This window comes from Streptomyces sp. NPDC102406 (assembly GCF_044765725.1).
In the GTDB taxonomy this organism is placed as follows: Bacteria; Actinomycetota; Actinomycetes; order Streptomycetales; family Streptomycetaceae; genus Streptomyces.
Genome location: NZ_JBIWKP010000004.1, coordinates 667,540 through 692,141, shown reverse-complemented (window position 1 = coordinate 692,141; position 24,602 = coordinate 667,540). Strand labels below are relative to the sequence as shown.

General features: G+C 67.8%; 15 protein-coding genes. 6 read left to right on the top strand and 9 right to left on the bottom strand.

The genetic code is table 11. The annotated features are described in order from the left end of the window. Positions 1-61: 61 nt before the first annotated feature. The gene (locus tag ACIRF8_RS21180) at positions 62-2,047 is read right to left on the bottom strand and encodes an N-6 DNA methylase (protein WP_404216923.1); all 1,986 of its coding nucleotides are present in this window, start codon (positions 2,045-2,047) and stop codon (positions 62-64) included. A gap of 139 nt (positions 2,048-2,186) precedes the next feature. On the opposite strand from ACIRF8_RS21180, the gene ACIRF8_RS21175 reads away from it, so the two are divergent. The 4 genes from ACIRF8_RS21175 (at position 2,187) to ACIRF8_RS21160 (ending at position 12,215) form a co-directional block, all read left to right on the top strand. Continuing rightward, positions 2,187-3,128, top strand: a complete 942-nt coding sequence (locus ACIRF8_RS21175; protein ID WP_404216922.1) for a serine/threonine-protein kinase — start codon at positions 2,187-2,189, stop codon at positions 3,126-3,128. A gap of 99 nt (positions 3,129-3,227) precedes the next feature. Next, complete coding sequence (locus tag ACIRF8_RS21170) at positions 3,228-4,511, top strand: protein kinase (protein WP_404216921.1); 1,284 nt, start codon at positions 3,228-3,230, stop codon at positions 4,509-4,511. Positions 4,512-4,656: 145 nt separating this feature from the next. Then, positions 4,657-7,893: a DISARM system SNF2-like helicase DrmD gene (gene drmD / locus ACIRF8_RS21165; RefSeq protein ID WP_404216920.1), complete on the top strand. Its 3,237-nt coding sequence runs from the start codon at positions 4,657-4,659 to the stop codon at positions 7,891-7,893. Next, positions 7,890-12,215 carry an Eco57I restriction-modification methylase domain-containing protein gene (locus tag ACIRF8_RS21160; RefSeq protein WP_404216919.1) on the top strand — a complete coding sequence of 1,442 codons (4,326 nt, stop codon included), beginning with the start codon at positions 7,890-7,892 and terminating at the stop codon, positions 12,213-12,215. Before drmD ends, ACIRF8_RS21160 begins: the two co-directional genes overlap by 4 nt. 85 nt (positions 12,216-12,300) lie before the next feature. On the opposite strand, the gene ACIRF8_RS21155 is transcribed toward ACIRF8_RS21160, so the two are convergent. Together ACIRF8_RS21155 and ACIRF8_RS21150 are read right to left on the bottom strand one after the other, a co-directional pair. Then, positions 12,301-12,507: a DUF397 domain-containing protein gene (locus ACIRF8_RS21155; RefSeq protein ID WP_404216918.1), complete on the bottom strand. Its 207-nt coding sequence runs from the start codon at positions 12,505-12,507 to the stop codon at positions 12,301-12,303. Beyond that, positions 12,504-13,379 (bottom strand): helix-turn-helix domain-containing protein, encoded by an 876-nt coding sequence (locus ACIRF8_RS21150; RefSeq protein ID WP_404216917.1) that lies wholly within the window; start codon positions 13,377-13,379, stop codon positions 12,504-12,506. The genes ACIRF8_RS21155 and ACIRF8_RS21150 overlap by 4 nt, the downstream gene beginning before the upstream one ends. A 214-nt stretch (positions 13,380-13,593) precedes the next feature. Between ACIRF8_RS21150 and ACIRF8_RS21145 the strand changes: the two genes are divergently transcribed. Then, a complete protein-coding gene (locus tag ACIRF8_RS21145; protein ID WP_404216916.1) occupies positions 13,594-14,058 on the top strand; it encodes an ATP-binding protein in 465 nt (154 codons plus the stop codon). 144 nt (positions 14,059-14,202) lie between these two features. Here ACIRF8_RS21145 and ACIRF8_RS21140 read toward each other — a convergent pair whose 3' ends face one another. The 3 genes from ACIRF8_RS21140 to ACIRF8_RS21130 form a co-directional block, all read right to left on the bottom strand. Next, positions 14,203-14,439, bottom strand: a complete 237-nt coding sequence (locus tag ACIRF8_RS21140) for a hypothetical protein (protein WP_404216915.1) — start codon at positions 14,437-14,439, stop codon at positions 14,203-14,205. Between the two features lie 55 nt (positions 14,440-14,494). Further along, positions 14,495-15,550 carry an EcsC family protein gene (locus tag ACIRF8_RS21135; RefSeq protein WP_404216914.1) on the bottom strand — a complete coding sequence of 352 codons (1,056 nt, stop codon included), beginning with the start codon at positions 15,548-15,550 and terminating at the stop codon, positions 14,495-14,497. Positions 15,551-16,051: 501 nt separating this feature from the next. After that, on the bottom strand, positions 16,052-16,717 hold the full coding sequence (locus ACIRF8_RS21130; protein ID WP_404216913.1) for a hypothetical protein: 666 nt from the start codon (positions 16,715-16,717) through the stop codon (positions 16,052-16,054). Between the two features lie 101 nt (positions 16,718-16,818). Here ACIRF8_RS21130 and ACIRF8_RS21125 point away from each other — a divergent pair, with 101 nt between their 5' ends. Then, a complete protein-coding gene (locus ACIRF8_RS21125; RefSeq protein WP_404216912.1) occupies positions 16,819-17,238 on the top strand; it encodes a hypothetical protein in 420 nt (139 codons plus the stop codon). Here the strand turns inward: ACIRF8_RS21125 and ACIRF8_RS21120 are convergent. The 3 genes from ACIRF8_RS21120 to ACIRF8_RS21110 all read right to left on the bottom strand — a co-directional run bounded on the left by ACIRF8_RS21120 (position 17,233) and on the right by ACIRF8_RS21110 (position 24,308). Next, positions 17,233-20,535, bottom strand: a complete 3,303-nt coding sequence (locus ACIRF8_RS21120) for a type ISP restriction/modification enzyme (RefSeq protein ID WP_404216911.1) — start codon at positions 20,533-20,535, stop codon at positions 17,233-17,235. The genes ACIRF8_RS21125 and ACIRF8_RS21120 overlap by 6 nt on opposite strands. 258 nt (positions 20,536-20,793) lie before the next feature. Next, complete coding sequence (locus ACIRF8_RS21115) at positions 20,794-23,340, bottom strand: DUF262 domain-containing protein (protein ID WP_404216910.1); 2,547 nt, start codon at positions 23,338-23,340, stop codon at positions 20,794-20,796. A gap of 134 nt (positions 23,341-23,474) precedes the next feature. After that, entirely contained in the window at positions 23,475-24,308 is an 834-nt protein-coding gene (locus tag ACIRF8_RS21110) for a hypothetical protein (protein WP_404216909.1), read from the bottom strand. Between the last annotated feature and the right edge of the window lie 294 nt (positions 24,309-24,602).

Below are 24,602 nucleotides of genomic sequence, written 5' to 3'. Positions count from 1 at the left end.
AGACCCTAGCCGGGCGCCGGGCGCCCCAGCGACCGCATGGCGGGTGCGGAAGTCGTGCCCCTCAGGTGACCAGCCCGCCCGCCGCCAGTCGATCGCTCACTCCGCTCACCAGGCCCTTGCCCTTGTCGGCGACCTGAGTCAGGAGCGTCTCCACGGCGCCGAGACGGCGGAAGGTCTCGACGTAGGTCATTTGCTTCTCGAGGGGAAGCTGAAGCACCTGAAGGCGCCGGATGTCGACCCGGGACGAGCTGGATGCGTGGGTGCCCGCCTGGCGTCCGTTCGCGGGCGCGCGCAGACAGCCGGCGAGGAAGTCGGCGTGGGACTTCTCGGGATCCACTCGGAGAGCGTAGAGCTGGGGTCCCAGGGCCATCGGTGGCCCTGTGTGGACCCAGGCCTTGAAGGCCCGCACTACACCCGCGACCACGACGTCCCCCTCCTCGACGACGGCCTGTGCCGCTTCGCGGGGGATCAGTCCGCTGGGGGCACCGTCCGCCAGCAGGTCGGGGATGGAGAGCAGGGGTACTGCGTCGGCGCCGGGCGCGGTTGCGGTGTCCGGCGGCTGCTGTCCGGCGCGCAATGTCAGGACACCCGCTTTGACGAGGTCACCGACCGTCGTCGTGGGGTGCGGTTCCTCGGCTTCGAAGGACAGCTTGGAGAGGTAGTGCAAGTGCCTTTCGAGATCTGCCAGAGAGGCCGACATCTCGGTGCCGACGGCGGCGAGTTCCGTGCCGGAGGGCTCCGCGCCAGGGGCAACGTAGCGCCCAGGCGTGACATCCACCTCGTCGTCCAGCAGGTCGATCAGTGGGACGCGTACGGCGCTCTCCGGCAGGTCGTCGTCCGGGCGGTCGAGGCATTCCAAGGTGGAGAGGACGAACGAGCTGAGAGCATCCCAATCGGGTCCTGGCTCGCGTGGGGCGGGCCGGGCGAACCGCGTGGCATCCACCAGCAGCGCGTCCTGGATCGGAGGAGCGGGGGCGGCGGAGGCCGGAGCCGCCCGCAGGACCCACAGCTGGAGGGACACGCTGTGTGGCTGCGCGCTGCCGGATGGGAGGGCCACCACCGCTCGCAGCACTCCGGTCCGCAGCAGAGAGCCGCGAATGCGCCGGCCGGCCTTGCGTGAGGCGACGGCGGGCGGGAGTACGACGACGGCCGTGCCACCCGGGTTGAGGTGGGACAGTACGTGCTGCACCCAGGCCAGCTCCGGCTCCGTCCTCGGCGGAAGTCCGTGTGTCCAGCGCTGGTCGGTGGCGAGTTCCTCGTAGCCCCAGTCGCGCTCGTTGAACGGCGGGTTGCACAGCGCGATGTCGGCACGTCGCCCGGCGAACGGGTTGTCGCGCAGCGCGTCGGCCGTGGCCGTCTCCGTACGGATGTCCCGCTGCTCGGTCACGAAGCCCAGGCGGGCAGCGGCGAGGGCGGCGAGTGCCGGGTCCCGTTCGCAGCCCAGCAGGGTCAGGTCCGCCCCCTCGTACTCCTCAGCCGCTGCCGCCTGGAGGTGTCCCGTGCCGCAAGCGGGGTCGAGGACCGTGAGGCTGCTGTCGTCCTCACCGAGCCGGAGGGTGAGGGCGATTCGGGCCATCAGCGAGGCCAGCGGGGGTGGTGTGGTGCTGAGCTGCCGCACATGGGTCTCGAGCCAGCGTTGCAGGAGGAACTCGAAGGTCGGGCGAGGGCCTTCGGCGCGCCCCAGTCGTGCCGCTTCGCGTGCCAGCCCGACTGCCTCGGGGGAGATGTCGAAAGCCGGTCTCTTGGCGCGGGGAGCGCGCATCAGGCGCGCCGCTTCGGCGACGGCCAGGCCGGACTCCTCCCGGCCGCCCAGTGCCTCGATGCGCGGCCAGAGCAGTTCGAGGCCGCAGACGTCCTTGAGTTTGCCGTTCGCCCGCAACCATCGCTCGACATCGGACAGGGAAAACTGCGGGCTGACGTCGGTGCCACCGATTCGGGTGGGGAACGAATCGTGGCGACGGCGCCAATTGCTCACCGCCGCGCGCCCCACGCCCGCGATCCTGGCGATCTCGGCGAGGCTGACGGGTACGGCTGTGGGTGTGCTCATCGAACGGCCTCCGAGGTGCTCGGCCGACCGAGTTCTAGGCGTCCCAGCGGCCTGCTGCCCAAGAGGCTACTACGCTCTTTGACTGAGTTCACAAGGCGAGCGTGCGTCAGCTGTGCGGAAAGTGTGAAGGGCAGGGGAAATGCAGAAGTTCGCGTCGGGCGTGGTGCTGCGCGATCGATACCAGCTTCGTTCGGTGCTCGGCCGAGGTGTGATGGGTCAGGTGTGGCAGGGATGTGACCTGGATCTGGACCGGCCCGTGGCCGTGAAGACGGTCGCCGCGGAGCTGCTGGCCGTCCCGCAGAGCCGCAAGGAGGCCCTGGCGCGTTTCCAGCGGGAGGCGCGGGCCGCGGCACGCCTCGACCACCCCAACATCACCACGGTCTTCGACGCGTCGATCACGGATGACACCTGCTGCCTGGTCATGGAACTGATCGAGGGTGCCACGCTGGAGCACCTCTTCGACCAGCAGGAGGACGAGCGGTTCGACGTGCCCACGGCGGCGGCCGTCGCCGCGCAGTTGTGTGCCGGGCTGTCGGCGGTCCACGCGGCGGGCCTCGTGCACCGCGATCTGAAGACGCAGAACGTCATGGTCCGGCGGGACGGCGTCGTCAAGATCCTCGACTTCGGACTGGTGAAGCTGCTGAGCGACACCGACCCGCGCCTCACGATGACGGGCGAGGGCATCGGCAACATCCTATGTGCGTCGCCCGAACTGCTCGCGGCCCGTGATCCGCTCGACGGACGCAGCGACCTCTACGCCGTGGGCTGCCTGCTGCACCACATGCTCACGGGCAGCGCTCCCTTCGCCACCGACCAGCCGGCGCTCCTGGCCTCGCACCACCTGGGCTCGGCCCCGCCCCTCGTCTCCGATACGGGCGTCCGCGTTCCCGGCGGCCTCCAGGACCTGATGACGGCCCTGCTCGCGAAGCGCCCGGAGGACCGGCCCGCCTCCGCCGCCGAGGTGTACGCGGCGCTCGCCCCCTACCTCCCGGCTCCGGCGCCCGAGACGGCCGTCCGCCGATCCCTGCCCGAGGACCCCCGCAGGCCCTTCGTCGTTCCGCAGGGGCCGAAACCCGTGTGAACAGTGAGAGGATGATCGCGTCGGCCGGAGGCGTTGTGCCACTCCCGGCCCGAGGGGCGGTGACGGGCGCTGCGGGCGCCGGAACTGGGGACGGGCGCGATGCGGCGAAGCCTTGGGCGGTACGAGTTAACGCGGGAGTTGGGCCGCGGCGGTATGGGGGTCGTCTGGGCGGCGTACGAGCGTGATCAAGGCAGGGAAGTGGCCGTCAAGCTCCTCCCGCCTCGCGGCCCCGGTGCCGAACGCGGCACGTTGGAGCGCCGGTTCCTGCGGGAGGCGCGTCTCACCAGCCGCCTGAAGCACCCCGGCATCCCCGCCGTCCACGATCACGGCAGCCATGAGGGCGACCTGTACCTCGTCATGGATCTCGTGCCGGGTCGCGCGCTGGACTCCGTCCTCGCGAGCGACGGCCCACTGTCCGTCGAGCATGCAGCGGACGTCGCGCGGCGCGTAGCCGATGTGCTGGCCTACGCCCATGGCGAGGGCGTCGTGCACCGTGACCTCAAACCGTCCAACTTGATGATCACCCCGGACGGTGAGGTGAAGGTTCTTGACTTTGGTGTCGCCGCCGCTCTCGAACCCCAGCCCGGCGAGACCCGCTTCACCGCCGCCAACGCGACCCCCGGAACCGTCGTCTACATGGCCCCCGAGCAGGCGGTCGGCAAGACGGTTCCCGCGAGCGACCTCTACTCACTCGGCTGCGTCCTGTACGAACTGCTCGCCGGAGAACCGCCGTTCACCGACGCGAGCCCCTTCATGCTGTACCACCGGCACGCGAGCGAGCCGGTACCCCCGCTCGCCGAGCGCCGCCCCGAAGTACCGGACGGCCTGCGCAAGCTCGTAGAGGCACTGCTGGAGAAGAGGCCGGAGGACCGGCCGGCATCCGCGGAGGAGGTGGCCGCCCTGCTCGCCGCCTGGTCCCCGGCGCGGACACAGGTGCAGTCACCGTCTGGCATGAGCGCCACTACGACTTTCGCGCACCCGCGCCTCGCCGAGATGGCCGCCCTGTGTCGGGCAGGACATCCGGCCCGAGCCCTGGAGGAGTACGAGGACTTCATGGCCACCCCGGGCCTCGGCCGCGCCGATCGCCTCGCCGCCCGGGTCGGCGCCGCCCTGTGCAGCGGCGCGCTCGGCCGCAGCCGCGAGGCGCTGGAGGAGCTGAGGTCGGTCCTGGCCGAACAGCGCAGCCTGCTCGGCCCGGATGACCCCGCGGTGCTGGACACGCGGTACGAGATCGCTGTCCTGTTGGTCCGCACAGGGCAACGGCACGCCGCTGCCGAACTGTTGCGGCGCCTGGCCGACGACGAGGAAGAGAACCAGCGGGCGGAGGGTTTCCGGCGCGGACGCAGTCGTTCCCTGCTGGAGCGGCTCAACCGTATGACCTGAACAACCGTCAAATACGTTCGTCAGTAGGCCTTGTGAGCTCTGTTCACAGTTCGAGCTGCGTGTTAATCTCCGTTGGCGTCGTACCGGTGGGGAGACAGGCGACTGTCTACGGGCGGCAGCGGAGTCACCGAGGGGAACAGCGCCCATGACGTCAGCAGTTCAGCGCCGGACCGAGCGGGCGGAGGCGGAACGCCTCCCCGAGGAGGGCAACCTCGTCGAGGTGCGCGGCCAGTCCTGGGTCGTCGCCCGCGTCGAGCCGTCCCCGGCCGCCGACGGCGACAACGCGCGCGGACGCGCCACTCTCATCCACCTCCAATCCGTCGCCGACGGCCGCTTCGGCGACACCCTCTCCGTCATCTGGGAGGTCGAGCCCGGCCGTCGCGTGCTGCCCGCCGGCTCGCTTCCCGACGCCACCTCAGGCCAGTACGACTCCCCGAATCGCCTCGCCGCCTTCCTCGACGCCGTCCGCTGGTCCGCCGTGGCATCGGCCGACGGCAAGACGCTTCAGGCGCCGTTCCGTTCGGGCGTCGCAGTCGAGCCGTACCAGCTGGAACCGGTCTCGCGCGCCGTCGGCGCCCCCCGCGTCAACCTCCTGCTCGCCGACGACGTGGGGCTCGGCAAGACCATCGAGGCCGGTCTCGTCGTCCAGGAACTGATGCTGCGCGGCCGCGCCCGGCGCACCATGGTCATCTGTCCGGCCGGCCTCACCCTCAAGTGGCGCGACGAGATGGCCGAGAAGTTCGGCCTGGAGTTCACCATCGTCGACTCCGAGCACTGCGCCCGCCTGCGCCGCACCCACGGCACGGCCGCCAACCCCTTCCGCGTACACCCGCTGACCATCGTCTCCCTGCCCTGGCTGCGCGGCCAGAAGGCCCAGCGTCTCCTCGACGAGGTCATCGGCTCCCCCGAGGAGAGCTCCGACGGCGAGCACAAGCGCTTCTTCGACCTGCTCGTCCTCGACGAAGCCCATCACGTCGCACCCGCCGCGCCCAAGCAGGTCTACGCGGTCGACTCTCAGCAGACCAAGCTGCTCCGGCGTCTTGTCCCGCACTTCGAGCACCGGCTCTTCCTCTCCGCCACCCCGCACAACGGCTATCCGGAGTCGTACACGGCCCTCCTCGAACTCATCGACGACCAGCGCTTCGCCCGCGGCGTCGACCCCGACAAGGAAGCGCTCGGCGACACCGTCGTACGGCGGCTGAAGTCCACCGTCACCAACGCCGACGGCACGCCCCGCTTCCGCACCCGCAAGACCCTCGAACTGCCCGTGGAATACACGCCGCAGGAGCGCGAGATCCACCGGCTGCTCGGCTCGTTCGCCGAACAGCGCCGTCAGAAGCTCACGCCGAAGGCCCGTGGCGGCCGTCGCGCCGCCGACCTGGTCACCCTGCTCCTGAAGAAACGACTCTTCTCCTCCCCGGCGGCCTTCCTCCACACCGTCCGGGTCTACCTCTCCCACTTGGAGGACACCGGACCGGCGCGCGGCGGACGCACGGCCGCCGCCGAGGTCCCCGAGTGGCTGGAGGAGTTCGCCGACCTGGTCGCCGACCTCGACGACACCGGCCTGGTCGACGCGGAGGACGACGCCCTCACCCGCTCCACCTCCCTGACCCCGGCCGAGGACGGCCAAGAACTCGACCTGCTCCAGGAGATGGAGCGCTGGGCCCTCACCCATGAGGCCGCCCCCGACTCCAAGGCCGAGGCCTTCATCCGCGCACTCAAGGCCGTATGCCGTCCCGACGGCAAGAAGTGGACGGACGAGCGGGTCGTCGTCTTCACCGAGTACCGCGACACCCAGGAATGGCTCCACGACCTCCTCCAGCAGGAGAAGCTGACCGATGGCGGCCGCGTCGAGCGCCTGCACGGCGGCCTGGCCGCCGAGGAGCGCGAGCGCATCCGTCTCGGCTTCCAGGCGGACCCCTCACTCCCCGAGGGCAAGGTCCGCATCCTGCTCGCCACCGACGCCGCCGGCGAGGGCATCGACCTCCAGAACCACTGCCACCGCCTGATCAACTACGACATACCCTTCAACCCCAACAAGCTCGAGCAGCGAATAGGCCGCATCGACCGCTGGGGCCAGAAGCAGGACCCGGAGATAACCCACTTCATCGGCTCCGGATGGCAGGAGGCGCAGGCGGGCTCCTACGAGGCCGACCTCGAGTTCCTCTCCCGCGTCGCCAAGAAGGTCGCGCGCATGGAGCACGACCTCGGCTCCGTCAACGCCGTCCTCGCCGATGCCGTGCAGCGCCGCATGACCGGTGACACGGCGCCCGTCGACATCGAGAACGCCAAGCCCAGACCGATCAAGGGCCGCCGCACCGGCGGCGAGGTCGCCCCCGAGCAGAACGTCACCGCGCAGACCAGAAGACTCGCCGATCAGTACGAGGACACGGTCGCCGCCCTCGGTCTGACGCCGGCGAACGTCAAGCGCGTCGTCGACACGGCCCTGGACCTCGACCACCAGCCCGCCCTTCTGCCCGCGCACGGTGACGGTTTCGAGCCGGGTGACCTGTTCGACGTACAGCCCCTCTCCGGTAGCTGGGAGCGAGCGACGCGCGGCCTCGCCCACAAGCTCCGCGAGGGCGAGCAGCGCCCGCTCACCTTCTCCCCGGCGGTCGCCGCCCACGGCCGTGACGACGTGGTCCTCGCCCATCTCAAGCACCCGCTCGTCGCACTCTCGACGCGCCTGCTCACCGCCGCCGTCTGGAACGCGGACTCGGTCGGCCTGCACCGCGTCACCGCCGTCGTCTCCGACGACCCGGCGCTCACCACCACTTTGGTCTCCGCCTACGCCCGCTACGTCCTCGTCGGCACCGACGGCACCCGCCTGCACGAGGAAGTCCTGTACGCGGGCGGCTGGTTCGGCGACACGGGTCGCTTCCGCCGCTGGGAGTCGGTCGGCGAACAGGGCAGGGTCCTGTCCCAGGCCCTCACCGACGGGACCGAAGCCGCCCCGCACCTGCGCGGAGAACTCACCGAGGCCTGGCCGCGCCTCCGCGACCCGCTCTACCGGTCCCTTGAGGCCCGCGCCGCAGAACTCGGCCGCCAGCTGGAGAGCCGCCTCGCCGACCGTCGGGCCGAGGAGGAGCGCCGCATCACCGCCACCCTCGACCGCTTCGAGGCCACCCTGCGGGCCAAGCTCAAGGAGGAGGGCGACGGCGAAGGCGAACAGCTCGCCCTCCTCTCCACCCACGAGCTGACCGGCCACGAACGCCGCCAGTTCGAGGACGACCGCCGCCGCTGGCAGGAACGCCTCGAAGGCCTCCCCGCCGAGCGCGAGCGTGAATTCGCCGCCATCGCCGCCCGCTACCGCGAACCCCGCTCGCACCTCTTCCCCGCCGCCGTCGTCTTCGTGATCCCCGCAAAGGAAGCCCGCCGATGAGCCCCCGCCGCCCCATGAGCCGTGGAGTAGCCGCCGCCAAGGCCCAGGCCGCCGACGGCCGCCGGCAGCACCAGGAGTGGCTGGACCTCACCGAGGTCTCCGGCCCCTTCCTGACCATGCCCGTCCTGCTGCGCGCCTGGCCCCAGCTCGACACCCTGGAGAAGGACGAGCGCGCCCGGCTGCGCGCCCGTCACGCCGACTGGCAGACCGACACCGTTGCCGGGCGCGACGAGTGGGTGGCGTACGTCCTGGGCCGCCTGCTGGGCTGGAACGACGCCCTGACGCTTCGAATAGGTGACTCCGAGCACCACGGCCTGGACCGCCTCACTCTGCGCGTCGCCGAGCACAACACAGAGGTCCGCCCCGACTTCGCGCTGGCCGATCCGGGCACCGACCTGGCCACCGAGCCCAGCGTCGAGGCTGCCACCAAGCGGGTGCGGCTGCTCGGCATGACGGTCCCGGCCGGCACCGTGCCCACAGCCCGCGCAGGTGGCGGGGGCGACTGGTCCGCGGCCCCCGCCGACCGTCTGGCCCGCCTCCTGCGCCACCACGGCGTACCGCTCGGCCTCGTCACCGACGGCCGCTGGTGGTGCCTGGTGTGGGCCCCGCTCGGCGGTGTCACGACGACGGCCGTCTTCGACTCCATCGGCTGGAACGAGGCCGCCGAACGCAATGTGGTCCGCGCGTTCGTCTCCCTGCTGCGCCGCCGTCGCTTCTTCGAGTACGACGAGGCCGAGACGCTGGTCGGCCTGCTCAAGGCGAGCCTCGCGGCGGGCGAGGACGTCACCGAGGCGCTGGGCGTCCAGGTCCGCCAGGCCGTCGAACTCCTCGTGGACGCCATCGGCCGGGCGGACGTACGGGCTATCGAGCACGGGGCGCCGGGCCTGCACGCGTCGGGCGTACCCGCGAGCGACGTCTACCGCGGCGCGGTGGCGGTCATGATGCGCATCGTCTTCCTCCTCTTCGCCGAGGAACGAGCCCTGCTTCCGGCGGACAACGAGGTCTACGCCCGCTCGTACTCGGCCCGCTTCCTGCGCGACGAACTGAAGGCGCGGGCGGACGAGGAAGGCGAGACGTCACTCGAACACACGACGTCGGCATGGCACCGCCTCATAGCCCTCTTCCACGCCGTGCACGGGGGAGTGGACCACCCGGGCTCGGACTTCCACCTCCCGGCGTACGACGGTTCGATCTTCGACCCGGACAAGTACCCGTGGCTGGAGCGCACGACTCCGCTCCTGCCGATCGACGACCGCACGGTCCTGCACATGCTCCAGGCGGTGCAGGAGGTCCGCGTCGGCAAGGGCAAGGACCGCGAGGTCCGCACGCTCAGCTTCCGCGCGCTGGACGTCGAGCAGATCGGCTACGTGTACGAGGGCCTGCTCTCCTTCGACGGACGCCGGGCGACTGAGCACATGGTGGGGCTGATCGGCCCCGAGGGCCTGGAACACGAGGTGCCGCTCCGGGAGCTGGAGTCGCTGGCGGCGAAGGCCGGCGGCTCGTTGAAGACGCTCGCGCAGTCCGTCCACGAGAAGTGGAAGGACCCGAAGCCCCCCGCGACGGTCGGCCAGTTGGAGAAGAGGCTGGCCGCGTCGGGCGCGGAGGGCACGGCCGAGGCCCGCCGCCGTCTGAACGCGGTGACCAAGGACCCGGCGCTGACAGAACGACTGCTGCCCTTCGTCGGCATTCTCCGTGACGACCTGCGAGGCCTGCCGACGGTCATCCCGAACGGCGCGCTGTACGTCACGGAGTCCTCGCTGAGGAAGAACACGGGCACGCACTACACGCCCCGCTTCCTGGCGGAGGAGGTCGTGCTGCACGCGCTGGAACCGCTGGTGTACGAGCCGGGGCCGCTTCAGACGGCGGACACGGGGGAGTGGCGGCTGAAGTCGGCGGACCAGATTCTCGACCTGAAGGTCGCGGACATCGCGATGGGCTCAGCGGCGTTCCTGGTGGCGGCCTGCCGTTACCTGGGTGATCGCCTGATAGAGGCGTGGGAGTCCGAGGGCCGCGCGGACGCGATGGCGTATCGGGCGGGCCGCGCCGTGGACGCGGTCACGGCCGCTGACGCGGAGCAGGACCCGGTGGTGGTCGAGGCCCGCCGCCAGATCATCGAACACTGCCTCTACGGCGTGGACATCAACCCGATGGCCGTGGAGATGGCCAAGCTGTCGCTGTGGCTGGTGTCCATGGACCCGGGCCGCCCGTTCACGTTCCTGGACGACCGGTTGGTGTGCGGCGACTCGCTGCTGGGTGTGCACAGCATGGAGCAGATCCAGGGCGTCCACATGAAGCCGACGCAGCAGGCCGACATCCTGGCTGAGCAGGCACGGCAGTTGGTGGACCAGTTGACGCAGGAGCGCCTGGCGATCACCGCGATCAAGGGCGTGGACTTGATGGCACTGAAGCGGAAGCGGGAGCGCCTGGACGAGGTCAACCGGCACTCGCGGCGACTGCGGCTGGTGGGCGACCTGATCGCGGGGGCGGCGATTGCTACTTGTGCTTCGGGGCGGGTGCCCTGGTACGAGGAGGAGGGCGGGGCGCGGGTTCGGGATCTGTTCCCTCGGGCTGCGTTGATCGTGCAGCAGATCATGGAGGACGGGGTCGAGGACGACTCCGAGGTGGTGCGGGAGGCTCGGGCTACGGCGGAGGAGTGGCTGGGGGCGGAGCTGCCGGAGGGGGCGTTGGAGCGGCGGCCGGTGCATTGGCCGTTGGTGTTTCCCGAGGTCTTTTCTTTGAGGGACGGGTTTGATGCGGTTGTGGGTAACCCCCCATTCTTGGGAGGGAAAAAACTTACGGGCCCACTGGGTGAGGCGTACCGAGAATATTTGGTCGAATATGTCGCCCACGGCAGGCGAGGCAGTGCTGACCTCATTGCCTACTTCGCACTGTGCGTTAATTCTCTACTTAATTCTGGTGGGCAGACGGGGCTAATCGCCACCAACACCCTGGCCCAGGGTGACACGCGCGAGGTCGGTCTTGACCAACTGGAGAGTCGTGGCGTGGTGATCCGTCGGGCTGTCAAGAGTGCACCCTGGCCTTCAAGATCTGCCCTACTCGAATACTGTGCAGTATGGACGAGCCGAATCATACCTGTCAGCCGGGCTACCACTGTACTGAACGGTGTTCCGGTGCCCGGCGGCATCTCAACGTCATTGAATCCGGCCAGTCGGGAGCGGAATTGGGCCGAGGCTCTGTTTAGAAGTCGAGGTGTGTGTTTCCAGGGATCTGTAGTACTTGGCCTGGGCTTCACCCTGCCTGAGCGCGAGGCTCGCGCGTGGCTTGAGGAAGATACGCGGTACCGGGATATTCTGCGCCCATTCCTCAATGGTCAGGATGTAAACACCCATGTAAAGCACGGAACTGAGCGGTGGATCATCAACTTCCATGACTGGCCTTTGAATCAGGCTCAAGTCTATGAGAAGGCGTATCGTCAAGTTCTGGCTGAAGTGAAGCCTGAGCGAGACCAGAGCAACCGCAAGGTGTATCGGGAGCGGTGGTGGCAGTTCGCTGAGAAGCAGTTGTCGATGGTGAACGCTATCGCGCCTTTGGATCGGTGCATCGTTATCGCATTGGTGAGTAAGGTTGTCATGCCGGCGATGGTATCCACAGGGCAAGTATTCTCTAACACCCTCGGCGTGTTCGCGTCGGATGACGCGGCACTGTTTGCGACGCTCAGTAGTTCTCTGCACTATTGGTGGACCGTTGACAGATGTTCAACAATCGGAGTAGGGGCCGGCCTTCGATACACGCCGACCGACGTTTTCGAAACCCTTGAGCGGCCGAATTTTACTACTCGGCTGCGCGAGATTGGTGAACGTCTTGACGCCTATCGAAACGAGCTCATGTGTGCGCGCGGAATGGGCCTTACTCGCGCCTACAACCTCTTCCATGATCCGCAATGCGACGACGAAGATGTCATCGAGCTGCGCCGTATCCACGAAGAGATCGACAAGGCAACTATCGAAGCATACGGCTGGCATGACCTTCTGGACGACGCCGGGCAGACGCCGCCCGCTGACCCGGTTCATGAGTCCTTTCCTCTCGATCACGGCTTCCATGAGACCGATCAAGGCACTCGCTACACCATTGGCCTCCTCGCCCGAACCGAAATCATTGACCGTCTCCGCCAGTTGAACCACCAGGCATACGCCGACGAAGTCCACCTCGGGCTCCACAAGGGCGTAACGGAGAAGAAGGCGAGGGAGGAGCACTCCGACCTGCCACCGCCGTCCACCGAGGCCGTTCGGAAACGCAAGGTGCAGCTCGCCGTGCGAGGTGGGTCGGATTTCGGTGAGGGCGCTGAGGGCGCCCTGTTCTGAGCCGTCGGCATAGCAACGGGCTCACTTACGTCACCTCAAGTGACGAGAGTGAGCCCGTTGTTCCCCTCTGGAGCCGTACTCGTCCCTACTCCACGGTGAGTGTCACGAACGCCGCCCACTCGCCCCGGCCGACCCGCAGCACCGGCCCGCCATCCATGACCTTCGAGTCCCGTACGTACACGGCGTCCAGGCCGGCGGCCACCTCCACGCAGTTGCCGCCTCCCGAGCCGCTGTAGCTGCTCTTGCACCAGTGCAGCTCGTCCACGTTCTCGGATACCTGCTCCATGCTCATGTTTCTCCCACCAACCGTTCGATGAGCCGCGCAGACTCGACGCCGTTCAGAGCCTGCGATCGCAGCTTGCCATACCGCAGCCCGAGAGCACTGGCCTCTGCGGGATCATGGATGACGCACCCGACTTCTTGAGACTCGATGTAGCCAAGCTGCCGGTGCTCCTGGGTCTGCAGCGCCACGAACGATCCGTTCAGACCGGAGTGGAACCCGCTTGCGGCAGGCATGATCTGGACCTCTACGTTCCGCAACGCTCCTACTTGCAGTAGGTGTTGCCATTGTCCACGCAAGACCTCGCTGCCTCCCACTGGATTTCGCAGCGCCTCCTCGCCGATGATGAACGACAGCTCCGCGAGCGGCACTCGCGTCAGTAGCTTCTGCCGACCCAGCCGTGCTTCCGTGTGCTGATCGATGATCTCCTCGCTCAGGGGCGGGCAGTGTCCGGAGAAAAGGACTCGCGAGTACGCCTCTGTCTGCAACAACCCAGGGATCAGCAGGGGCTCAAAGTCGAACCGGCTCACTGCCTCCGCCTCGATCAGCGCAAAGTTCCTGAAGAACCTCGGCAACTTCGCCCGATCCACCTCCCCCTGAAGCGCCTCCAGAACCCCGTCCGCCTCCAACGCCCGCTCCGCCGCCGCAGTGAACGCCGCCTTCGCCGGTCGGCGCCCCTGCTCGACCGACGCGACCTGCTCCAGCGAGTAGCCGATCGCCTCCCCGAGTTCCTGCTGGCTCAACCCGGCCCGCTTCCGCAGGTGCTGCAACAGCACCCCGTACGCCGCCCACGCGCCCGACAGATCAGACCGATCAGCCCTCGCGTCCTTCGCTTTCGTGCCCCGCCCTGTCCGCGTCTCCCGTACGTCCCGTACCGTCCCCACAGTCCCACGCCCTTCCCGTCCCGCTCCACGCCCCGCCACGGCCGCGCCTGCCACCGGTCCATGTCCAACGCGACTCGCGGGAACCGGGACACGCGCCGGACCCGTACAACGCCCGTACAACCGAGGCCACTGCGGTCCGCCCTCCCCGTACGACAGGTGCGGAGTACGGCTGCCATGCCTGGTCAGCGGGCCGACCACCCCGCACGCTGACACCGTGACCCACCAGCAACTCACCAGCGCGGGCAAGCCGCCTGTGACGCCCGTCCGCCAACTGACCGTGTATTTCAGCAACAGCAGACGCGGTGCTCGCCTCGCCCGCCAACTGGCCGTCCAGCAGTTCACCGAGTGGACGGGCCTGCCATACGACGCCGACCCTGCCCGCGCGGTCGCCCTCATCACCGCCGAGCTGGCGTCGAACGCCGTCCGCCACGGCAGCCTCCCCGGCAGGGACTTCCGCCTGACGCTGCGGCTCCTGCCCGCCGGCTTCCGCGTCGAGGTGACCGACACCCAACCCGAACGCCTCCCGCCGCCCGTGATCGCGGAGCCCATCGACGACGAGACGTCGGGCCGCGGACTGCTCCTCGTCGAGGCGTACGCCGACTGCTGGGGCTGCACGGCTCCCGACTCATGCACCAAGACCGTGTGGGCCGAGGTGTGCCTCAGGACGCCGGACGCATAGCCGGTTCCGTGACGAGTGCGCCGTCGAGTGCGTGTCCGTGATGCCTCCCAGGCCGGTCATGGAGGCATGACGTCGCGTCGCCCGGGCAGTGAACCCCGGTTGCCGGTGACTCGACGCTTCAGGACCGTGTTCACCACCCAAAGGTCAGGTGTCCTTCGTCTGTTCCCTCTTCTCAAGGGCTGCATCGGCTGCTTTGCCGCTGGCTACCGTAAGACGCCACATCAAGCCCGCGAAGGCTATGCCGAAGAGGATGAAGAGCACCACAGTGCCAAGACCTACCGACTGGACCACGGCCGAGCCGATCGCCACAACGATCGCCAGCAGCACCAGGCAGCTCATGCAGCCCTTGGCATAGGAAACGAACTCGGGCTCGTGGCGCATAGGACCCCCAAGGATTCGAAAGCGAACACCGGTCATGGATCGGACTTCGCCGAGCTCAGTCGTTCGGCTCGTCCTGGGGGTCGGAGGGGGCGGGCGACGGCAGGACGTCCTCCTCCCGGAGCAGTTCGATCACACGTATCGCGTCGTCGTCCTGAGGGAGGTCGGTGTCGTCGTAGATTTGAGCACCGGCCAGGTCGCCGCCTGACTTCTCGATCAGGAAGCGTTCACGATACGCGTCGCCCGCTGCGACGGCGACTCGATCGATGAGCAGGTAACTCAGTCCCGCCCCGACAGCCATGCCGGCGATGGGCACGAACTGCCCGAGCTTCTTCTTCGTCAGCTGCTGCGAGAACTTAGTCGCGAAAGCTTGTGCGATCTTGGTGAGGACCTTCTCGCTCAACTTGTCCCAAGGGGCGTTTCTCGCCAGCATCTGAGTGAGCTGGGACAGTTCTGCATACGCTGCCGTCTTCGCCGATGTGCCCGTGGACATCCCGAGAGCGATCACGGACATCGCGAAAAGCTCCTCCTCGGGATCGTTGGGGTCGTAGCCGTAGTAGAGAGCGGTGGCGGCGACCGTTCGAGAGGATAGGGCGAGCATCAGGGCAGTGTCAGCGGCCATCGCCCCGGCTACGGCTCCGATTCCGGGTGCGGCGCCCGCGCCTGCGCCGGCGACGGTTCCGGCGCTGGCGAGAGCCTCTCCGCCTGTCACAGCTGCAGCGGAACCGAGGCCGGTGGCCGCGGCCGAGAGCGCGTGCCCGTAGCGGACCAAGTTGTGTCTCGCGACCGCGTCGATGATCCGGAGGTCGAGCTTACGGATCTCGTCCAGTTCGGGGATCTCGTGTCCAGCACGTCGGTACTGCTCGACGACACGTTTCTGGCTCACTGTCCGGCTTGCGGTGCCACCCACAGCCTTACCCAGCCCCTTTGCGGCCCCGCTGTAGGCGGCAGCGACTTTGTCGGCGCCCGGGGCGTTCCTTGCCTTCTGCCCGAGTGAAGCGAGTCGATCCCGAGCTGACGGTGGAAGGAAGCTTCTCGGCTGTTTGGCGAGAGAATCCGCCTTCCGCTTCTGAAGTCTGTCCCACTCCTGTTGTTCGTAAGCAGAGAGAGTCATGTCCTCGCCTCGGTGTCGCAGTGTTCGTGAGTTGCGCCGCATAAGTCGGGATCAGGGGCCTGCGTCACGGGAAGGGAAGGTGTGACGCGTGACCAGCAGGGCTGTGCTGCCTCATACCGGGGCGTTGTTCGCAGATACGGCATCGGCGCTCGTGAACGCACCACGGAGTCGTGTCGCTTCAGTTCGGCACCCGATGCCGCCGTGCTGCAATGGCCGACGCGGCTCCGCGTGTGCATGCGCAGGGTGTGCGACGGCGCTCAGCCTGCTCATACGCAAACCTTCCCTTCCGCACACGTCCTCCCCCTCCCCGCGGGTCGGCTCCCCGGTGCTCGGCCCGTGCGTCGAGAAGCTACGCGTGATGCTTCTGTTGCGCTAGATGGTTGCCGCTTACAAAGCATTTTGCTGTGAACTTAGCGCACGAGTGAGATCGGTCGAAGAGGCCGAGGAATTGGAATACCGGACGTACGCGGCAGTAAAGGCGGAGGCATCGGGACCGGTGTGTCAGCCCAGCTGCTTGCCGTAGACGAACAACGCGGCCTCTACTTGGTCGGGTAGGACGCCTGCTTGTCGTGCCTGGTCGTGGACGATGGTCAGATACCGGGCGTAGTCCGGTGTGGTCCATCCGCTTCCGCGCCACTTCTCGTCGGGGTTGATGGCCCGTATCGTCTTGGCGACGATGCTGTCCAGGATCAACGGCCGCCACTGCCCGGTAGGTTGCACGTGACCGGCGAAGTACAGCAGCTTGGTGAAGAACGCGGGGCCCAGGAACTTGATCCGGTGGTCGTTGTTGAAGGCGTAGTACGCCTCGACTGCCCCTTTCTCCCGCAGCACGCCGAGCACGGTCTCCAGGCGGGCGTCGATGTCTTGGGGCGTGGACTCCTGGAAGATGCGAGCGCGTCGTGCGACCGACTGCGCCTTGGTGCCGGTGCCCCAGACGAGGGCGGCGGTCAGAAGGTGTCGGCGACCTTCGACGGTGTCTGAGCGACGAGCGACAGCGAACACCGTGTTGCGGTCGACCCTGGGACGGGCGGACACCATCGGACAGTTGTCGAGTTCCGGGGGCCACCAACCGGAGTCCGGCAGGAGAGGCGTCCAACGGGATCGGTCGAAAGGTATTGCCTGGCCGAGTACGTCCACGCGGTCGGGGACGGAAACTCCAGCGGGCATCGTCGTCACGTTGACTCCTCCGTGCTTTGAATGTCCCGTGTCGCCTCGTCAACCCCCGGTACAGGGCAGTGGGGCGCACGGGGCGGGCCATACTGGGGGCCATGCTCGTACCCATTGATCCGCTCTCGCCACTCCAGCAACGCCTGTTGCGGGAACTGGATCTCTGCGACCTTCCGGCCCTCGACACGGCGCCGGAGTCCTACACGGCCCGGGGCCTTGACACGGGCGAGGTCCGGGACGTCCTGCCCGGCCTGTTGTGGGCCGGGCTGGTCGAGAAGCGAAACGGTAGCGGGGGCACGCTCCGGCTCACCCCGCTCGGGGCTGCGGCTCTGCGCGCCGAGGAGTGCGACGAGTTGACCGCCCGCCTGAGCGCGGTGGTGTCCTTCGCCGACACCGTGTCACTGGGGGCGGCGCCCCGCGCCGCGGGGTATGCCCTGGCACGGCTGGCGGAGGGGACATGGTCCCTCGAAGAGGCGCAGTCCTACGTCCGCGACGGTGGGGCAGGCAGCGATCGGTCATGACTCGTCCGACTCGCCGAAGTCCAGGACGACACGGCGCCGGGCACGGGTCGCTCCGGGCCGCAGGGGGAGTACGCCCGCCGACGTGAGGTCGGCCACGGTAATGACCGGTGCGTTCACGATGCTCGTAGTGAGCGTCTGCTGCGCGGGTGAGAGATCGACCAGTCGGCGCAGGACGGACAACAGGTCAATCAGCTCCTCGGTCCACTCCCTCGGCCAGCTCGTGACGTGCATGTCGTCCAGAGGGCTGGTCTTTCTACTGGTAGGGGAGGCTTTTCGGTAGCCAAACCACTTCTTGACTATGCGCATGCCGCCAACCTCGTAGTGCCAGACCTCCGGCGGGACTCCCGTGAAAGTGCCTGGGCCTACATGGAGGGTGCCGGTTTCCCCGTTATAGGTGAGCGTGTCGGGTACGACGGTGCCGATCCCCGTCACGTACCGCACCTGGCGCGGGTCTCCCGAGGGGAACCCCACGCCGTCCTGAGCTGCTGCCGACACATCGGCTGACGTACCCGCCTCGCCGTAGGTCGCTACCCAAAGAAACTCGCGTCCTGTTCGGACCGCTTCGTTCCACAGAACCGGGTCACGGGTGAGGGGTAACCGGACGCCAGGGGTGAGCAGTTCGTCGGCGAAGTGCTCGGTGAAGGCGCTGTGCCCGGTCACGGCCACGGCGTAGGCGGCGAGGTCGTGCGCCGTCACTTCGTGGGTACCGAGGACGGAGGCCAGGTACCGGAGCAGGCCGGTAGGTACGTTGGCGCTGGCGTCCGGGTGGAGGAGGGGGTGCACTCTGCCGCCTCGGCCGTTGAAGTGGTGAGTGTCCGGTAATAGCGCGGTCGCCACCAGGGCGGGACCGCTGCTGATCTCATGGCTGCTCTGCTGGTTGAGGAAGATTTGCCCCGGCTGCAGGGACTCCCACAGGTCGGGCCGTGGGCGGTCGAGTACCCGGTTGTCAGCGACAATCCATTGACGGTCGAAGCTACGCAGTGAGATGCGCTTGAGGTGTGGACGGCCACGGGTCTCTTGGTGGATGGTCCTGTCGGGGTGAGGGTGCTCGGAGAGGTGCATCGGTCTTGAGGCAAGCTGGCGACCATGCGTCTCTTTGAACAGGAAGGCTTTCGTATCCGCGTCCTGCTCGCTGAGAAGCCGAGCCCACCGACGCTTGAGCACCTCGTCCGATGGAGAGCTCACCCATGATCTGTTCGTCGTGATGCCCAGGCTGGTCCATGGGAACAGGGTGTCGAGCGGCGGGTATTCCTCCCATGCCGACAAGGCGGCTGGTGTAAACGGTTGCACCTGCTGCGTGTGGGCGTCCCGCCAATCGCCGTCGTCCAGGTGTAAGTCCCGGAGCTGAGCGAACTTCTCCGCCCGCTTGCCGTGCAGTGCCCTGTAGTGGATTCGCGCCGGCCCGTCGGCTGCGTGGTCCGCCCGTCGTACGAAGACGCATATCGACAACGGCTGGGCGACGTGCGGAAACACGCGGGTGGACACGTCCGACCGCTGTCCCTCGGGCGACAGGTTGATGACCCATCCCTCATCGCACGTCCGGCGCAGATAGTCGCGCATGCCGCGCCCGGCGGGGCCGGTGGTGAACGCGGACGGGGTGATGAAGCAGACGACGCCGTGCCGGTCGTCCTCGTGGGCGTCGAAGACCTTCCATGTGGCCCAGCGCCAGAAGTAGATGTACAGGTTCTTGAGGGCGTGCTCATACCGGCCGTTCCCGGGAAGCCGGAAGTCGTCCAGGGGAGGGCGGCCCTGGCCCTTCACCCGTTTTTCGATCCAGCCGCCCCGGTTCTCGGCCTTGTCGTCGTACGGAGGGTTGGCGATGACGACGGTGACGGGGACGTTGGCCTTGACGTGGTTGGCCCGGGTCCGTGACACCGAGAGGGCCGCGTACGTGGAGGGGAGCTGTTCCTCTTTGACGTACGGGTCGTCGAGCGTGTCCGTGACGTGGAGGTTGAGGCCGCCCGGTGGGAGTTCGGCTCCGTGTTTCTTCAGCAGGTCGGCGGTGCGGAGCTCGGCGACGGCGAAGGGCCCCATCTGGAGTTCGAAGCCGTAAAGGCGCGTGGCGAGGCGGCCGATCGCGTCGGGCGCCATCGCTTCGCCGTGACGCTCGGCGGCCTGCCGCGCCACCCGGTCGATGATGGTGTGGAGATAGGTGCCGGTGCCCATGGCGGGGTCGACGATGTGCACGCTCTCGTCGCCGAAGCCGCGCGTCTTGCCCAGGCGGGTGCGCAGGACTTCCTCGGTTAGGCGGGTCATCTCCTCCACCACCTGGTGCGGGGTGTAGTACGAACCGCTGCGCTGGCGGAGTTTGTCGTCGTAGACGGACAGGAACGACTCGTATAGGTGGAGGTAGGCGTCGCGGTTGCCCTGCCGGATGGTCTCCCATTCGACCTGCGCAATGGTGCGGGGAAGGAGGTCGAGGGTCACCTCGAACCGTTCGTTGATGTTGTCCGTGAGGAGCTGAAGGGCCTTGCCCATCAAGGCGTGACCCGCGTTTAGGCGGCGGCCGATCTCGTGGAAGGTCGTGCCGGTGAGCGGGATGTTCTCCGTGTGGGCGAGGAGCAGCGCGAAGGTGATGGTCTGGGCGTACCCGTCGGCGAAGGTCGCGTCGTCCGCGGTGGGGAAGAGGTACCGGCGCCAGTCGCCGCGGAGGCCGGTGAAGGGGCGATCGGCGGCGGGGCCGTCCGCGTCGAGTACGGCCTCGGCCCGTAACTGCTCCCGCACGGCCTCACGCAGTAGGCGGCACAGGGGGGCGATGTGCTGTACGAGGACCGAAACCCGCCGGATCTTGGGTGGCTCCCAGCCGAGTACAGCTTGGGCAAGGGCGTCGAAGACGGCCAGATCCTCAGCTATGAGCTTTGCTCCGGCGCTCTTGAGCGGTCCGGAGAGCACGACCTCATCACCGAACTGCATGCCGTAACGGAAGAGGCGCCAGTGCGTGCCGTTGGTGTAGAGGAGGTTGGGAAGGTCGCGCAGACGCTCCCACTGCCGCTTGTCGTGACCGGTGAAGGATTCGGGGTCGATGTTCTTTCCGGGCCGCTTCACCTCGATGTAGCCGGTCACGTCCGGGCCGACGCGTACGGCGTAGTCGGGGCGTACGCCGAGGTGGGGGATGCGGGTCTCCGGAGACCAGCTGATCTCCTTGTGCCCGCGGTGCACGGCTACAGTCCGGAAGAGCTGCTCCAACGGAGTGCGGATGGCTGCCTCACGGTCACCGGGACCCGCCAGGTTCTGTTTGCATTCGGCACCGAAGACGGAAACGGCCTCTTGAAGCCACTGAAGACGCGCATCGGACATGAGCTCCCCCCAGCTCTCACCCCCAGGTCCCGAATATGCCAGAGGACCTCTCCTGGGCAGTATGGGGCAGGAAAGGTCACATTGGTATGAGCGTGTAGGCGTTGTATCGGTGCAAGGCGGTCGCATAGGGGTACGCGGCGTCGGGGCAGTGCGCCTGCTCCGTCGTCGGCATTCCAGGAGTCCGGCCTGGAAACGATCGGCTCATTCGGTCTCGTGCCTTCTGTCTTACCCGGAACAGGAGGCCTGCGCCTTGATGTCTCACTGCCTCCGAGCCAGATCCAGCGCAGCCGTATGCACGAACCAGTCCAGCACCCCGCAGATCTCGTCGGCGTGCTCCGCGAACACCCGGACCGGGAACGACGGGCGGAGTTCCAGCTTCGCCTCGGGCAGGTCGATGCCGTCGATCTTGTTGAGGCGGCGCAGCAGTTCGCGGCGCTGTTCCGTGTCGTCGAAGGGGGTGCGGGTTTTGAGGTACTCGAAGACGACCTCGACCGTTCCGCTCACGGGGTAGATGCCGAAGGGCCACAGCACATGGGGGCGTTCGCTCGTGCCGGCGTCCAGCTTCGGGAAGCAGCTCGTCTCCTCGTTCCGGCCGTAGGCGACATGGCCGCCCTGGCCGCGCCAGAAGTCGAGTGTTGCCGCCACTCCGGTGACGGCCTCTGGCGCGTGTTCCCGCAATTGCGTGCGGAAGCGCTCGGCCGCGTCCGCGTCCTCCTCGTCCGGCAGGGGATCGGGCGTGACCGGCTGAGCTACGTCCTTGCCCAGCAGGATGGCCAGTTCGGGAGCGGTCAGACGCTGCGAACGATCCGCCCGGCCCGCGGCGTCGAACGTCACGCCCTCGCCCAGCAGCAGTTCCTTCGGCGGCTGCCGGTTTACGCCGTCCGACCAGCGGAAGGAGGGGGAGACCTTGCCCTCCGAGGTCAGGACCCGGTAGGCGCCGATGACGGACGAGTTGGATCCCAGGTAGGTGCCGACGGGCACCGGGTGACTGCCGATCAGCTCGGCGACGTCGCCGTACGACGTCCAGGTGCCGCTGGGCATGGCCACCAGGGCCGCCCGCAGTTCGGCCCAGCCGGGCCACTCCTCGCCGGCCGGCTTCACGCCGCCGATCGGGCCGGGCCACAGCTCGACGGCGCGCTCCGTCAGCCGGTCTGCTCGGGCGAGGATCTCCGCCTTGCCCCAGCGTTCCGCCGAGGCGATCTCCAGGTTCATGCGCAGGGCGCTGGATTCAAGGATCTGCTGCTTGCGCTGGAAGGGGTGGTTGGAGAGCTTGGAGTTGTCGCCGGTCAGCGTCAGGTTGCCGAGAGTGTGTACCAGCGAGTCGTGCAGTTCCTGCGGTGTCTGGTTCGGTTCGGTCTCATCGGCGAGCAGTTCGAACCACTGCGGGGCCGGGCGCTGCGGGAGGACGTGCTCCACGCTGAGGGAGGCCTTCGCGAAGTCGACGGGCTCGGTGGAGCGGTAGCTCTCCTCCAGGCGGCGAAGGATGTAGCTGCGCTGCGGAGGGCGTCCGCTCCAGTAGAACGGCTTGCTGCGGACCGCCTCGCGCAGCTCCTCGTCGCTGGGCCACCGACGGCGTCGGCCGGACAGGAACCGCCGGACCGCCTCGGCCGCCGGTCGGTCGGTCTCCAGTTCCTTCGGGGCTTCCATGAAGATCCGGTTGAGGCCGGTGGTGGGTGTCTGGCAGATGAGACGTCGTACAAGGTACGACTCGACGTACAGCAGGGCCTGCGCCGCGTCCTCGGGCGTGGTGCGTCCGGCGTCCACGAGGTCGAGCAGGTGCAGCGCGAGCGGATAGTGAGTCTGACCGCCCCAGGTCGCCAGGCGCTCCAGTACCGCGCGCAGCGCGGGGGAGGAGGTGCGCTGCGGCTCGATGATGTGAAGGAACCGCCTGCCGCGCTCAGCCAGTTGTTCGATCTCGCGTTGCAACGCCTCTTCGTTGTTGGCCAGCGGCTGGAGCCGCTTCTGCTGTTCCCGGTAGATCTCGCTCTGCTTGGTCTTGCTGTGGCCGCGGACGATCAGGTCCAGCCAGACCAGCAGTTCGAGGTTCTTCGGGCCGAGGCTCTGCTGCATGGGAAGCCACAGTTCGTCATAGACGCGCTCGCCACGCTTGGGCAGCAGCATGAACACGTAGTTGCGCAGCAGGTCGCTCTGGCTCAGCCCGACGCCCGTATTGTTGATCGACTCGAAGATGCGGTAGACGTTGTCACCCGACTCGGCGGTGATCTCCACGATCGAGAGCAGGTCCTTCAGGACGGTCTCTACGGTGCTGATCCAGTTCGCCTCACCGGTCTCCTGGCCCTCGGCGAGCGCGCCGCGGAAGAAGCGGTAGGCCGCGCCGATGTTGTCGCTCCCGCCGGCCTCGGCACGGGACTGGACGCAGGAGATGAACGCCTCGCGGTCGGCCTGGGTGGGAAGCAGGCGGTAGTGGTCGAGGCCCTCCTGGAACTCGTTCACCAGCACCTGACGGTGCGCTCTGGCCACACCGCGCTCGTGCCCCGCGTCCTTGAGGTGGTCGCGCAGGGCGGTGAACGCGAGCATCAGCGTGGTCAGCCGCTGCTGTCCGTCCACGACGAGCCATCGCTGCACACCGCCGGCCTGGATCTGGCCGGGGGCCAGTACCACCGAGCCGAGGAAGTGCGGGGCGACGGTCTCCCCGGCGAGATGCTGGTCGACGAGCTCGCCGATGTCCTCCCAGAGCCGCTTCAACTGCTCCCTGCCCCAGCTGTACGTGCGTTGATACAGCGGTACCTGGAACTGCTTCTCCCCTTGGACGAGCTTCAGGAAGGTGATCTCCTGGGCGCGCATGCGCTTCCTTTCTCCCTGATGGTGCCAAGGTGTTGCCGGTCTGTCCGTCGGCGTGGTTCCGGGACAGTGCCCCTGCCGTGGCGAACGCGTATGCAAGAGAAGGTAGTTGGTCTTGGTGGTTCTTCGGTACCTTGTCAGGCCTGTGTGTGCGCCTGCCTGAAGCTCGATTGCGCAGCGATCCTGGGCATCGTCTCGTTGGGTGACCGGCGCAGGAGCTTGATAGTCCGGCCTTCCGCCCAGGCGTTCCACGCCTTGAGGTAGTAGAGCAGGTGCTCGCGTGAGTCGTCGCGGCGGCGGTGCGTCCGGCCCGCGGCCAGGCCGAGCATGGTGTTGCGCAGGGTGAGGCATGGGTCGCCCGGCTCCAAGCGCGCACCCGTGACCACCCCGTCCTCCCAGGAGGACTGGTCCAGGTCGGGGCATGCCTCGCTGGTCACGTACCAGCCGATGGTGGCCGCCGTGACGGTGATGCGGCACGCACGGTTGAGCGCGATGCCATGTTGCAGCGCGTCCCGGATGCCGGGGTGCTTGTCGAGCATGGCCAGGAGCTGGTCATTGCTCGTGACGGACGAACCACCGCTCCACGCCGAGTTCGGCGCGTTCAGGTACAGGTGGAGCCCGCGCAGGGCCGCGGCCAGGTGCGTCGCGTTCGCCTCGCCCGCGAGGGCGAGAGCGTCCCGCCCTGTACGCTTCCGGCCGGTGTCCATGACGGTGAAGGCGGTGCGCGGGACGTCGTGTGCGACGGTCAGGGGCACCGTGATTCCCGCCTTGACGATCGCGGCAAGCCGATGCTGACCGTCGATCAGTGCGCCGTCCTTGTCGAAGGCGATTCCCTGGTGCGTCAGCTGCCACTCACCGCGCTGGATCTGACCTGCCAGCTGTTGCACCGTGCTCTTGCTCAGGGGGCGGTTGTTGGTATTGCGCGTGAGCCACTCCGCCGCCAACTGGGGTGAAATGTCGAGGACTTCCATGTGCATGGCGCGTGTGCCTTTCCTGCGGATCGAAGCTCGGTCTGACGCACAACGAGAGTGCCTATAGCTGTGAACATAGTCAACTGGCATAGCGTTGCGCTACGCTGTTTGCCGTCGAGGGTGTGCGCGGGTCGACTCCGTGCCGCGTGGCATATGCGATGCTGCTGCTACTCTCGTCGCGCGTGTGCTCAGTTCACACGTCAAGCTGGTGTGCCAGGGGAGGCTGCCAGCGATCGTGCCCGGTGTGGTCGGGGCGGGGAATACACGGGGCGGCCACCATGTGGCCCTCAGCAG